The organism is Bacteroides sp. Phil13 (assembly GCF_001940965.1).
GTDB classification, from domain to species: Bacteria; Bacteroidota; Bacteroidia; order Bacteroidales; family Bacteroidaceae; genus Bacteroides; species Bacteroides intestinalis.
In genome coordinates this window covers 21960-35933 of the sequence record NZ_MSHA01000086.1, presented here as the reverse complement: position 1 = coordinate 35933, position 13974 = coordinate 21960, and the positions used below count along the sequence as shown (strand labels likewise).

General features: G+C 38.8%; 8 protein-coding genes. 7 read left to right on the top strand and 1 reads right to left on the bottom strand.

Annotated elements, in window-relative coordinates:
* The first annotated feature begins 96 nt into the window (after positions 1-96).
* A complete protein-coding gene (locus BWI44_RS17020) occupies positions 97-2046 on the top strand; it encodes a tetratricopeptide repeat-containing sensor histidine kinase (RefSeq protein WP_082074151.1) in 1950 nt (649 codons plus the stop codon).
* A gap of 101 nt (positions 2047-2147) precedes the next feature.
* On the top strand, positions 2148-3446 hold the full coding sequence (locus BWI44_RS17015; RefSeq protein WP_007660574.1) for a UDP-N-acetylmuramoyl-tripeptide--D-alanyl-D-alanine ligase: 1299 nt from the start codon (positions 2148-2150) through the stop codon (positions 3444-3446).
* Positions 3447-3460: 14 nt separating this feature from the next.
* On the opposite strand, the gene BWI44_RS17010 is transcribed toward BWI44_RS17015, so the two are convergent.
* Positions 3461-3850 carry a VanZ family protein gene (locus BWI44_RS17010; RefSeq protein ID WP_195208758.1) on the bottom strand — a complete coding sequence of 130 codons (390 nt, stop codon included), beginning with the start codon at positions 3848-3850 and terminating at the stop codon, positions 3461-3463.
* Between the two features lie 104 nt (positions 3851-3954).
* Between BWI44_RS17010 and BWI44_RS17005 the strand changes: the two genes are divergently transcribed.
* The 5 genes from BWI44_RS17005 (at position 3955) to BWI44_RS16985 (ending at position 13942) form a co-directional block, all read left to right on the top strand.
* Positions 3955-5325, top strand: coding sequence for a sodium-dependent transporter (locus BWI44_RS17005; RefSeq protein WP_044533246.1), 1371 nt, complete (start codon positions 3955-3957; stop codon positions 5323-5325).
* Between the two features lie 3 nt (positions 5326-5328).
* The gene (locus tag BWI44_RS17000) at positions 5329-6261 is read left to right on the top strand and encodes a ComEA family DNA-binding protein (protein ID WP_044533245.1); all 933 of its coding nucleotides are present in this window, start codon (positions 5329-5331) and stop codon (positions 6259-6261) included.
* A 237-nt stretch (positions 6262-6498) separates the two neighbouring features.
* On the top strand, positions 6499-8823 hold the full coding sequence (locus BWI44_RS16995; protein WP_195208757.1) for a TonB-dependent receptor: 2325 nt from the start codon (positions 6499-6501) through the stop codon (positions 8821-8823).
* Between the two features lie 181 nt (positions 8824-9004).
* On the top strand, positions 9005-11284 hold the full coding sequence (locus tag BWI44_RS16990) for a GH92 family glycosyl hydrolase (protein ID WP_044154689.1): 2280 nt from the start codon (positions 9005-9007) through the stop codon (positions 11282-11284).
* A 108-nt stretch (positions 11285-11392) separates the two neighbouring features.
* Positions 11393-13942: a hypothetical protein gene (locus tag BWI44_RS16985; RefSeq protein ID WP_195208756.1), complete on the top strand. Its 2550-nt coding sequence runs from the start codon at positions 11393-11395 to the stop codon at positions 13940-13942.
* Positions 13943-13974: the final 32 nt, after the last annotated feature.

Below are 13974 nucleotides of genomic sequence, written 5' to 3'. Positions count from 1 at the left end.
TTTGCAAAAAGAGTTTTACCAATAATGAACACAAAGAAACCGCCTTTACCTATTTTCATTTTTTTGTTTTGTCTCGGCATCTTATGCAGTTTTCCAATGCAAGGGCAACAAAGAGACACACAAAAAGAATATAATGTAGACAGTACATTGTATGCCTATTATATGCGTTGCAAAGCTGAAGTAAGTTCTCCTATCGTTATGCAAATGTCAGATACTCTTTTCCTTATGGCAGAAGAGCAAGGGGATCAGCGTATGCAAGCGGTAGCATTATGTAATAAACTCGATTATTATTATTATAAAAACAACCAACCGGACAGTATCAACCACTATGTAGAAATAGTAAAGGACTTTGCCAAGAAAACCAATCAGCCTAAATACTACTACTTCGCATGGAGCAAACGGCTCATCAACTACTACATCAAGCAACATCAAAACAACATAGCACTATATGAAGCCAACAAGATGATGCAGGAAGCGGAACAGGAACAGTACATGGATGGCATTGCCAATGCCTACAATGTGCTAAGCAGCATTTATCAACTCAAAAGACTGTACAGCCTGGCCATCGATAATAAAAAGAAAGAAATAGAAATTACGCTGGAATACGGCTTGGACAAATATAACTTATCCACCACCTACTCGATGTTGGGAGGGCTCTACAGCCTGACAGGCAAAACAGATGAAGCCCTCGAATGCCTCAACAAAAGCGCTACCTGTATTTATAGCAGCACACAGGAATTCTATTATTATGTCCGCCTCGCCCAATATTATCTTTTAATTAACGATAATGCCCAGGCATGGGACTACCTAAAAAAAGCCAAAGACTTATCCAACGCTAAAAAAGAAGTGCAGAAGAATCTGCAAGAATATGCCGGAGTCCTGAAACAATACTATATAGCAACCAAACAATACGAGAAAGCACTGGAAGTTCAGGATCATATCATCAGCGTATACCACCAAAATGATAAAAATTATATTGAAGACATTCTCAATCGGGCTGCAATATACTATGAAATGGGCGATTTGTCCCAAGCTGCCCAATATTATAATAAATACTATACTCTAAATGACTCAGCCCAGATAAGCAATGAAAATATCACGGCAGGAGAATTCGCCGCTATGTTAGGGGTAGAGCGTCTAAATCTGGAAAAGAGTGAACTGCAACAACAAATGCAGCAACGCGATCTGGCGAACAAACAACGTATCATCATTTTCCTGATTGCATTACTAAGTCTCGGCTTTATCATCTTCTACCGCGAACATCTCCTCAATGGGCGACTACGCATATCGCAAAAGCAACTCAGCGAAAAAAACAATGAATTACTCTGCTCTCAGGAGGAACTAAAATACGCTAAAGAGCAAGCAGAAGACGGCAGCCGCATGAAATCAGAATTCATTCAGAACATGAGTCACGAAATACGTACGCCGCTCAATTCCATTGTAGGCTTCTCACAAATTCTCAGCAGTTACTTCAGCGATAACGATGACACTAAAGAATATGCCCATATCATTGAACAGAACAGTACCAGCCTTCTGCAACTCGTCAATGACGTGCTCGACCTTTCCTATCTGGATGGTGAGCGGGAGATACCTGCACAGAGCATTGCGGAGATCACAGGCGTCTGTCAAACCTGCATAGACCAAGTACGCTCCAAGCTTAAACCGGATGTGCAACTGATATTCACCCCCGAACGTGAAAACTTCACCATGCAGACAAATCCCGACCGTATTTCGCAGATATTAATGAATCTTCTACAAAATGCGGCAAAGTTCACACAGGAAGGTAGTGTCACCCTCACATACCATATCCGTGAGGAAGAGAAAGTAATCCTGTTCAGTGTGACCGATACGGGTATCGGCATCCCGGCAGATAAGCAAGAAGCTGTGTTTGAGCGTTTCACCAAATTGGACTCATTTGTCCCCGGCACAGGATTAGGTTTATCCATCAGCCGCTTGATTGCCGAAAAGATGGGAGGTAGCCTTCTGATTGACTCAACCTATACAACTGGCTGCCGCTTTATCCTGACTTTACCTTTGAAAGAATAAAAAACATTTTCACTATAAACGTACCACCGTAACGGAGAATATCTATCTTTGCAACGTTTTTAGACAATAGAATATAACAACGTTTCAAAAAGGAGATAGTTATGGATATCACCGCCCTTTACAAGATATTTCTGGAATGCACTAGTGTAACAACCGACAGTCGCAACTGCCCTGAAGGCTCTTTATTCATTGCACTAAAAGGTGACAATTTCAATGGGAACGCTTTTGCTACTAAAGCATTGGAATCAGGAAGTAACTACGCCATAGTAGATGAAGTAGAATATGCACCTGCAGGAGATCCACATTATATACTGGTAGATAGTTGTTTGCATACTCTGCAAGAACTGGCTAATTACCATCGCCGTCAAATAGGAACACGAATCATCGGTATCACAGGGACTAATGGAAAAACTACTACCAAAGAACTGATTGCTGCTGTTCTTTCCCCAAAATACACTATACTTTATACGCAAGGAAATTTGAATAATCATATAGGAGTCCCTCTCACCCTGTTGCGTCTGAAAGCAGAGCATGATCTCGGCATCATAGAAATGGGAGCCAGCCATCCTGGTGACATAAAGGAGTTAGTGGACATTGCCGAACCTGATTACGGAATTATCACGAATGTAGGTAAAGCGCATCTGGAAGGTTTCGGTTCTTTCGAAGGGGTCATCAAAACCAAAGGTGAACTATATGATTATCTTCGTGAACGTAAAGATTCCACTATCTTCATCCATCACGACAACTTATATCTAAGAAACATAGCCTGGGGATTGAACCAGATTTCCTATGGAAGTGAAGATGGATTATACATCAATGGACACGTTACGGGCAACTCACCTTATCTGACTTTTGAATGGAAAGCAGGCAAAGACGGTGAGCATCATGAAGTGAAGACACAGCTAATCGGTGAATACAACTTCGCCAATGCACTTGCCGCTGTTACTATCGGGCATTTCTTTGATGTAGAATCGGGGAAAATAGATACTGCTCTAAAAGAATATACTCCGCAGAACAATCGTTCACAACTGAAACAGACGGCAGATAATACATTAATCATTGATGCATACAATGCGAACCCTACCAGTATGCAAGCCTCAATCAGCAACTTCCATAACATGGAAATTGACAATAAAATGCTGATATTGGGAGATATGAGGGAATTAGGAAAAGACGGTCCGAAAGAACATCAAAAGATTGTAGACTTCCTGACGGAATGTGGTTTTAAAGATGTAATGTTGGTAGGTGAACAGTTCGCTGCTGCAAGACATGACTTCCCGACTTATCCGGACGCCCCGGCAGTTATCGAAGCTTTACAAAAAAATAAACCTCATGGAAAAACCATCCTGATTAAAGGATCCAACGGAATTAAACTGAGTACAGTGATTGATTACTTATAATCGATCACTGCTTATTATTTTTTCGCCATCCACGGACGTAGTACAAAATAGCCTATCATCGAGGCTATGAATGCTCCTGTTGTATTCGCTACAAAATCCAACCAGTCCCCGCCACGGTAAGTTGTACAATATTCCTGCAACAACTCCACCATTCCACTGAATAATACGGGGCATACAAATGCCCCTACCCATGCATGCCATAGAGGAGAATCATTTCTACGATGTGCTCGCAGGAATTCCAGCCACAACATACCGGACATACCTAAATACATACAAATATGTACAATTTTATCAATATTCGGTATTCGGCTTAATTCCGTTGTTGGCGGTTTAAAGAACGACAGATAAATCACTGTCAGTATAATCAGCAACGATACCGGATATTTTTTAATATAGTATAGCATATCTCAATTTATGAACGATTTGTGCGCAAAAGTACAGAACATTTTCTATATTTGCATGTTCTAGTAGAGAATAATAACGAAATGAAAGAAAAATCTACTTTTTTATGACTAAAAATGACAGAGCTAACTTTGGGAGCAAATTAGGCGTCATACTTGCTTCGGCAGGTTCCGCAGTCGGTCTGGGTAACATCTGGCGGTTTCCCTACGAGACTGGCAATCATGGCGGTGCTGCGTTTATTCTCATTTACTTAGCATGCGTACTTATTTTAGGAATCCCTATCATGGTATCCGAATTCCTTATCGGACGACACTCACGTGCCAATACAGCAGGAGCTTACCAAAAGCTGGCACCGGGTACACAATGGCGCTGGGTAGGACGCATGGGTGTATTAGCAGGGTTCCTGATTTTGAGTTATTACTCTGTGGTAGCCGGTTGGACACTGGAATTTATAGGTGAAGCTGTTACCGATAACTTTGCCGGAAAAACGTCAGCCGATTACATCAATACCTTCAATTCATTTTCTTCTAATCCTTGGCGTCCGGTTATCTGGCTGGTACTCTTTCTTCTTGCCACTCATTTTATCATCGTAAAAGGGGTGGAAAAAGGCATCGAGAAGTCTGCCAAAATAATGATGCCAATGCTATTTATCCTGTTGATTATATTGGCAGGCTGTTCTATTGCATTGCCGGGTTCAGGTGCCGGTCTCGAGTTTCTCTTGAAACCGGAATGGGATAAGGTGAATGCCAATGTGTTCTTAAGCGCTATGGGGCAGGCTTTCTTCTCACTAAGTTTGGGAATGGGGTGCCTTTGTACCTATGCATCCTATTTCAAAAAAGATACGAATCTGACAAAAACCGCTTTTAGTGTCAGCATTATCGATACATTCGTCGCTATATTGGCAGGACTTATCATCTTCCCCGCTGCATTCTCGGTAGGTATCCAGCCGGATGCAGGTCCGAGCCTTATCTTCATTACGCTGCCCAATGTATTTCAACAAGCATTTAGCGGAGTACCTTTATTAGCTTATATATTCTCAGTCATGTTTTATATTCTTCTGGCAGTTGCCGCACTGACTTCCACTATTTCCATGCACGAAGTGGTAACAGCCTATCTACACGAAGAATTCCATCTGAGCCGCAAACGTGCAGCAAGCTTTGTTACAGGCGGTTGCATCTTCTTAGGTATTTTATGTTCACTGTCACTCGGTGTAGGCAAGGGTTATACTATATTTGGCTTGAATTTATTCGACCTGTTCGACTTTGTCACAGCCAAGATCATGTTGCCATTGGGTGGTTTGTGTATTTCCATCTTCACCGGCTGGTACCTGAACAAGAAGATTGTCTGGAAAGAAATAAGCAATAACGGAACACTGAAAGTGACATTTTACAAATTGCTGATATTCATATTGAAGTTTATAGCTCCGATAGCAATTACACTCATTTTCATCAAAGAATTGGGTTTCTTGAAATTGTAGGAGATGCAGAATCTATTTAAAGATTACTTTTACTTTTCCCGGGGAGAAAAACGAGGTATCCTAATGCTCATAGCAGCTATTTGTATCGTTTTTCTCGCCGGGTATCTTATATCTGCCTGGCAACGAAGGGAGTATATCTCTCCGGATGATATGGTCATACAAGCCGATGCCGAACAAGAATATGAAGAATTCATAGCCTCGTTGAAAGAGAAAGAACAGCACCGTGAAAGGCAATACACGACTTATAAGAAACAAGAAGAGAACCCTCCTGTAATCCTGGCTTCTTTCAATCCAAACACTGCGGATTCCATCACATTCCGACGCTTAGGATTGCCAGCCTGGATGGCTAAGAATATCCTGCACTATCGGGCAAAAGGTGGAAAATTCCGTAAACCGGAAGATTTTAAAAAGGTATATGGGATGACAGAAGAACAATATTCTGCTCTTTTACCTTACATACATATTCCACCGGAAGATACAGTACATCACATCCCACAATTGTACATTGCCCAAAACGTACCGATGGAGAATATCAAGTATGAACCCGGAACCATTCTTGATCTGAATCGCGCCGACACCACTGAATTAAAAAAGATTCCAGGTATCGGAAGCGGCATTGCTCGTCTGATAGTTGGTTATCGACAGCGATTAGGTGGATTCTACCAAATAGAACAACTAAAAGATATCAACCTGAATATTCAGCAATTGCGAGCCTGGTTCAGCATCGACCCGGCAAATGTCCACCGCATCAACCTGAACCGTATCAGTGTAGACAGATTGCGCTCCCATCCCTATATTAACTTCTACCAAGCCAAAGCCATCGTAGAATATCGCAAGAAAAAAGGCTCGCTAACGAGCCTTAAACCTTTCTCCCTCTATGAGGAATTTACAGAAACGGACCTGGAAAGAATCGGTCATTATGTTTGTTTTGAATGATTCAATTACTTTTCTAAGACTCTTGATTTATTGTAATATCACGTTCATTCTTTAGGCGCTTTTTTCCTGTTTACATATTTTTCGCCTGATAGCTTTAAACTTGGGGTTAACTCCCCTAGAATAAAAAAGGCAGCCAATGATGCAACTTTACTCCCCTCTTTTTCGTCTAACCAACAGTAAACAACCTGAAACAGAACCGGCCATTCTGGAATAAGGAATTAAAATCATAAAACGACAATGAAAAGATTATTAATAGCCATACTGTTAAGCAGCATGGTACAGGGAATCTTTGCCCAAAAGATAGAAATAAAAGGTACTATACGTAACACCACAGATAACGAAGCCGTAGAATTTGTAAATGTGGTGTTACAAACCATCGACTCTACATTCGTAAGTGGAGTATCAACTAATAACAACGGCAATTTCATTTTCAATAAGATAGATGCAGGAGATTACAGATTAGTACTTTCCAGCATCGGCTACAATACACAGTATGTTACGCTGAATGGAGTGAAGCGTAATACAGATCTGGGAGATATTCATATGGAAGATGCTGCTGTAGCATTGGAAGGTGTAACCATCAATGGCTCTAACCAAATCAGTCGTCCGGACCGGAAACTGGTATTCCCTTCCGAGCGACAAATGAAAGTCTCTACCAATGGCGTCAACCTACTACAAGAACTAATGCTTCCGCGCATTCAGGTTAACCCGATGAATAATGAAATCGGAATATCCGGTGGTGGCGAATTACAAATACGTATCAATGGAGCAAAAGCAGATATCAATGAAATAAAGGCTTTACGCCCAGCTGACATTATCCGCATAGAATATCATGACAACCCAGGATTACGTTATGGTAATGCCGAGATCGTACTCGATTACATCGTTCGTCGCCCCGATACGGGCGGAAGTTTCGGCACAGATCTTAGCCAGGGAGTCAATGCTATGTGGGGAAATTACAATGTATTCGGTAAGGTCAACCACAAAAAATCCGAGTTCGGACTTTCTTATTACATGGGTCCCCGTGATTTCTATGGCATGTACCGGGATAATGAAGAAACTTTCCGCCTGGCAGATGGCAGCACCATTCAGCGAATGGAAAAAGGAGAGCCCAGTCATGCTATGTTATTTATGCAAAATCTGAATGTGAATTACAGTCTCCAAGCATCCCAGAATTCTTTATTCAGCGCTACCTTCCGCCTGCGCGGTAACAATCAACCGAATTGGGATTATCAGGGAGTACTTTATAATGTAAATGATGAAACGGATATGGTAAATATGATAGACCGTACAAAAAATAGTTGGACGCGCCCATCCTTAGATCTCTACTTTCAACAAAGCCTGAAAAACAAACAGACTTTGGTATTCAACTTGGTAGGAACCTATAACCGGGAAAAATCACACCGTATCTATCAGGAAAGTCTTCACGATGAAATGCTGACCGATATAAACAATGATGTATTGGGCGACAAATACTCCCTGATTGGGGAGGCCATTTACGAAAAGCAATTTTCAAAAGGTAATGCGCTGAGTTTCGGTTTGCAGCATACCCAATCTTACTCTAACAACGAATACCGGAACGGGCATAATTACGATACCCGGATGAATCAGGGAAATAGTTATATATTCAGTGAATACCGTGGCAAGATAAACAAACTGGATTACAGATTAGGAATCAGCTTAACCCGTTTCTATTACAACCAAAGCGGAAATGATGATTCTTCTAAAAAGTACAGTGTAAACCCTAAAGCTACGTTACATTACACTTTTTCTGACAACTCATACCTCCGTTGGAAAGCCGAAGTATTCAATGCAACTCCTTCATTGAGTAACCTGAGCGCTATAGAACAAACTATAGACTCTTTCCAGATACGCCGTGGTAATCCGAACCTGAAATCGTACATGTGCTATCGTACGGAACTGACTTATGAGTGGAAAAAAGGTATTTTCTACAGTAACCTATGGGGTGCATACGATTACCGTCCCAATGCCATTATGGATGAAAAGTTACAGGAAGGCAATAAAATAGTACAAACGTGGGATAACCAGAAAGACTGGCAAAAGTTATCCGGACGTCTGATGCTCCGCGTAGGGCCACTATGGGATATGCTGCAACTTTCATTCACAGGAGGAGTCAATCATTATATGAGTCATGGAAACAATTACTCTCACACTTATACCAACTGGTATTACGAAGGCCAAGCTTCATTCAATTACAAACGATTCTCCTTATTCTGGCAAATCAATACCAATTGGAACAACTTTTGGGGAGAGACCCTTTCAGGAGAAGAAAACATCCAGATATTAGGTCTATATTATAAATATAAAGATCTCCGTTTAGGTGTAGGTGCCTTCAACCCATTCACTGATAATTATAAAGTAGAGAATGAAAATTGGAATCAATTTGCCTCATACAAAACTAAAAGCTATATTAAGGAAAGCTCACGTATGTTTATGGTCAGCTTATCCTATAATTTCTCTTTCGGACGTAAGTTCAAAGTAACACAAAGAAAAGTAAACAATAGCGATAATGACTCAGGAGTAATGAGTACGGGAAAATAACAGACATTACAGACAACCATCACAAGAAAGTTTTTTCGAACAAAAATTATATGGTTTACAAGGATTAATAAAAAAATCCATGTAAACCATATAATTTTCTATATTAATTCAGCCTTTTAAGAGAGATTTCATATGTTTTTAAGCCTCCAAATCTACATTTGTCGAAAACAATTGTATACCTATGAATATAAAAAATTATTTCTACATCTTTTGTTTACCACTTTTGCTACTATATTCTTGTAAGCAGGTAAGCTCCGTATCTGAAAAAACTCCGGTTGATTACGTTAACCCATACATGGGAAACATCAGTCATTTGTTAGTTCCAACGTATCCAACCATACAATTACCCAACAGCATGCTACGCGTATATCCCGAACGCGCAGACTTCACTTCCATAAAGATGAAAGGACTACCTATCATGATGACTAGTCATAGAGGCAAATCAGCATTTAATTTGAGTGCAGTACAAACAGAAGCCAATGATTCCATACCCCGAGTGATGTACTATGAATACGACAATGAGGTTATTAAACCTTATCTATATCAAACTCACCTTTTAAATGAAGAAATAGATGTCAAATTTGCTCCTTCTCACCAATCTGGTATATACCAACTAAAATTTGAGAAAAAAGTACCACCTTATATATTATTGAGTTCCAATAATGGGCAGTTAACAGTAAAAGATAACATTATATCAGGATTCCAGCAGATAAAGAATTCCTCAACAAAGGTCTTTATTCACCTGGAGGTTCAAGAAAATCCAGAAATAGCAGGAGCTATTATCAAAGGGAAAATGGATTATAAACAGCAGACAGCAGAAGGCTACAATGCAACAGTAGGAATGGCCTTTCCCAAAGACACCAAATACGTATCTATCCGCTACGGGATATCTTTTATTAGTACAGAACAAGCAATGAAAAACTTGTATCGAGAAATCAAAAATTATGATCTTAATCAAATTGCCGAATATGGAAAAAGAATATGGAACGAAAAGTTAGGCAAAATAGAAGTATCAGGGACAAGTGAAGAAACCAAAAATGTATTTTATACATCTCTTTACAGAACCTATGAACGCATGGTATGTATTTCAGAAGACAACAAGTTCTGGAGTGCTTTTGACAATTCCGTACACAATGATAGTGGCGTACCATTTTATACAGATGATTGGATTTGGGATACTTACCGTGCTTGCCACCCTTTGCGGGTATTAATAGAACCCAAAATGGAAACCGATATGATTCGTTCATTCATTCGCATGGCTGAACAAATGGATAATTTTTGGATGCCTACTTTCCCTGAAATTACAGGAGACAGCCGAAGAATGAACTCTAATCACGGAGTAGCAACGATTATAGACTCTTATGTAAAAGGTTTAAGAGACTTCAATATAGAAAAAGCATATTATGCTTGTAAAAATGCAATTACAGAAAAAACTCTGGCTCCCTGGTCGGCTCAAAAAGCAGGTAAATTAGACCTATTTTATAAAGAAAATGGATACATGCCCGCATTGCGTCCGGGAGAAAAAGAAATAATTCCGGAAGTACACAGCTTCGAAAAAAGACAACCGGTAGCAGTTACCTTAGGAACCGTTTATGATGAATGGTGTCTCTCTCAAATTGCTTTTCAATTAAACAAAAAAGAAGACTATAAATACTTTAGCCAACGATCTTTATCTTATCATAAACTGTTCAATCCTCAAACTAAATTTTTTCACCCCAAAGACGACAGGGGCAACTTCATTACTCCTTTCAATTACACAACTTCCGGAGGATTAGGAGCACGTGAAGCATATGGAGAGAACAACGGCTGGGTGTATAGATGGGATGTGCCACATAACATTGCTGATTTAATCAATTTAATGGGAGGAAAAAATGAATTTGTAAACGAATTAGACAGTACATTCTCTACTCCGTTAGGCATAAGCAAATATATTTTTTATGCACAACTACCAGATCACACTGGTAATGTTGGCATGTATTCGATGGCAAACGAGCCTAGCCTTCATATCCCATACCTATACAATTATGCAGGTCAACCTTGGAAAACTCAGAAAAGCATAAGAACTTTGATTGATCAATGGTTCCGTAACGATCTTATGGGAGTACCTGGCGATGAAGATGGCGGAGGAATGTCTGCTTTTGTAGTATTCTCCACTCTCGGATTCTATCCTGTAACTCCCGGACTACCGATGTATGTGATTGGAAGTCCTTTCTTTGAAAAGGCAATCATTCATCTGGGTAATGGCAAAACTTTTAAAGTCATCGCAATCAATAACAGCAAAACAAACAAATACATTCAGTCGGCCAAGCTGAACGGTAAAGTATGGAATAAAAGCTGGATCTCTCACAAAGATGTGATAAAAGGTGGAATTCTTGAATTAACAATGGGCAACAAACCCAATCGAAACTGGGCATCAGCAGATGAAGATATCCCGCCTTCCTTCGAAATGTACCATCCATGAAATAGTATTCCAGACTTTTCAATATCTTCTATTTAAAAAGAGAGTGAAACCTTTCCCCACTCTCTTTTTTTTGCTATTTTTGTTTCCGTTAATCATATTGATATTATCGTGAAACAGACTATTATCTACATATTATCATTATTTATCCTCACCTTCGATTTAAAAGCAGAAGGACTTTATTTTCAATCTTATGAAGTAAATAAGGACTTACGAACCACTCTAAATCTCACTCCGGAAGAAACTCTTTCATTGGCAAAAGGCTTTTCTATGGATTTTGATTTAAAGTTACGACGGGAAAAGCATAACTTCGGTTATATATTTCGTATGATAATCAATGATAACCAAAATTTAGATTTGGTTGTTCGTTCCTCTTCTCCTAGCCGTTCGTATTTTCTCATTGTTGGCAATGAAAACAGGCTAACTTATTCTTGTGAGAATAACAAACAAGACGATATAGAATGGACACACATAACAATCTGTTATACTAAAGGTAATGACGAACTCACTCTAAAAATTGGTGACACGGTACAAAAATTAAAACTTAACGGAACTATTCCTTCATTTACAAATGTGAAGCTTTTCTTTGGAGAAACTAAACACCACATATATTCTACAACAGATGTTGCTCCTATGACTATAAGAAATATTGAACTGAAGCAAACTGGAGGAAAGCACTTCTTATGGGAACTTTGTAAACACTGCAAAAATGAAATCCGAGACAAGTATCATAATACTAAAGCAACCGTAACACATCCCGTTTGGTTAATAGACCAGAAAGCGCATTGGAAAAAATGTGCCACAGTTTCAGCTACCCAACGGCATTTCTGGGCTTTTAACGAAAAAGACTCTAAAATATATATTGCAGGTCCTCAAAATTTATATATTTACGACCTTGACTTAAATCAGTTTTTCGATACGATTGTATCAAAGAACAGCTCTTGCTTCTATAGTGATGCAGCCCGGTTACTATTTGATTCAGGAAAAAGTAAGTTATTATCTTACGAAATAGATTCCACACATATAGAATCTTTCGATTTTGTTCAGAACAGATGGGAATCTAAACATAGCACTTCATCATCTCCCCGTTTTTGGCATCATAATCATTTTATCTCTTCACAAGACAGTTCATTATATTGTTTTGGAGGATACGGTCAGCATCTGTACAAAAGTATCTTAAAGAAGTTTTCTTTCAAAACTAAACAATGGCAAGAAAAAGACTTAAGCTCATATATAACTCCAAGATATCTTGCTGCATTAGGACAATCTTCCGGTAAAGTCTACATTTTCGGAGGATATGGTAGCCAAACTGGAGAACAACAAGTATCACCACGCTATTTTTATGATTTATATGAATTGAATCCTCAAAATTATGTGATAAAAAAGATATGGGAATACGATAACTTAGAGAATAGTTTCGTGCAAGGTAATTCAATGGTCATCGATTCTGAAAAGAAATGCTTTTATACTCTCTGTTATCCCAGTGAAAAATATCACTCATACATCTATCTAAATAAATTTTCTCTAGAGAAGCCAATTAGAACAATCTTGGCAGATTCCATTCCTTTCTTGTTCAATGATACGGAATCCATGTGTGACCTCTATTTTGACAAAAAATCGAACAAGTTTATTGCTTTAGTCCAAGAATTAAGTACACAAAACCAATATGAGATAAGCATTTATAGTCTAAATTTTCCTCCTATAACACACTCTGAGATATATCAACTTCAAACATCATCTTCTAATCATAGCGTCATTTACCTTATTAGCCTTTTACTTTTCGCTATTACATTATTGATTTTCTGTTATCTACACAAAAAAAGGAGACATTCTCAAAAGAAAAAGCCTACTTATCCAATTATAGAAAAGTTTACCACCAACATGGAAGAAACTAATACAGAAATAAACACACCTCACATCCTGAAAAAAAGACAATCTTCCATTACATTCCTTGGAGGCTTTCAGGTCATCGGCATTAACGGAGATGATATTACAGGCGCGTTTACCCCTACCCTAAAGAATTTACTGGTACTAATACTACTTAACACAATGACCAAAAAGAAAGGGATCTCCTCTGAAATGTTAATTGAGCGCTTTTGGTATGACAAAAATGAGTCCAGTGCTCGTAACAACTTAAGTGTGAATATTAAGCGGTTACGTTCCTTATTAGAACAAGTTGGACCTATCCAAGTAGTTCATTCAAACGGATATTGGACAATTGAATTATCCGATTCTATCACATGCGATTACAAAAATGTAAGCCAATCACTGGAATCTATCCAAGAAAATCCAAATTCTTTATCTGAAAATCAAATAAACCAGATACTTAATCAATTAGCATTAGGCACCTTATTACCTAGTATACAAAATGAATGGATTGACGAATACAAATCCAATTACACGAACCAAGCTATTGAATCCTTAAGACTGCTATTAGACATAGTAAGCATCTCCAATGAATTAAAATGCAAAATATGCAATACGATTTTAATGCTCGACTCGCTGGATGAAGATGCTCTTATAGAGAAATGCAAGACACTCTATATTCTAGGAAGAAAGGGACAAGCCAAAAATACCTATGACACCTATTGCAAAAACTATTTAGCACTATTAAACACAGAATTCAAAACATCATTTTCTGATATTATTCAAAAGAAATAGCCACAATAGCTATTACAATAACTCACTCATTC

What these genes read in the sequence shown, in the direction of transcription:
- BWI44_RS16990 (WP_044154689.1), top strand. Translation starts at nt 9,005, where the DNA reads ATGAATATAAAAAATTATTTCTACATCTTTTGTTTACCACTTTTGCTA.
- BWI44_RS17015 (WP_007660574.1), top strand. Translation starts at nt 2,148, where the DNA reads ATGGATATCACCGCCCTTTACAAGATATTTCTGGAATGCACTAGTGTA.
- BWI44_RS17020 (WP_082074151.1), top strand. Translation starts at nt 97, where the DNA reads ATGCAAGGGCAACAAAGAGACACACAAAAAGAATATAATGTAGACAGT.
- BWI44_RS16995 (WP_195208757.1), top strand. Translation starts at nt 6,499, where the DNA reads ATGAAAAGATTATTAATAGCCATACTGTTAAGCAGCATGGTACAGGGA.
- BWI44_RS17000 (WP_044533245.1), top strand. Translation starts at nt 5,329, where the DNA reads ATGCAGAATCTATTTAAAGATTACTTTTACTTTTCCCGGGGAGAAAAA.
- BWI44_RS17010 (WP_195208758.1), bottom strand. Translation starts at nt 3,850, where the DNA reads ATGCTATACTATATTAAAAAATATCCGGTATCGTTGCTGATTATACTG.
- BWI44_RS17005 (WP_044533246.1), top strand. Translation starts at nt 3,955, where the DNA reads ATGACTAAAAATGACAGAGCTAACTTTGGGAGCAAATTAGGCGTCATA.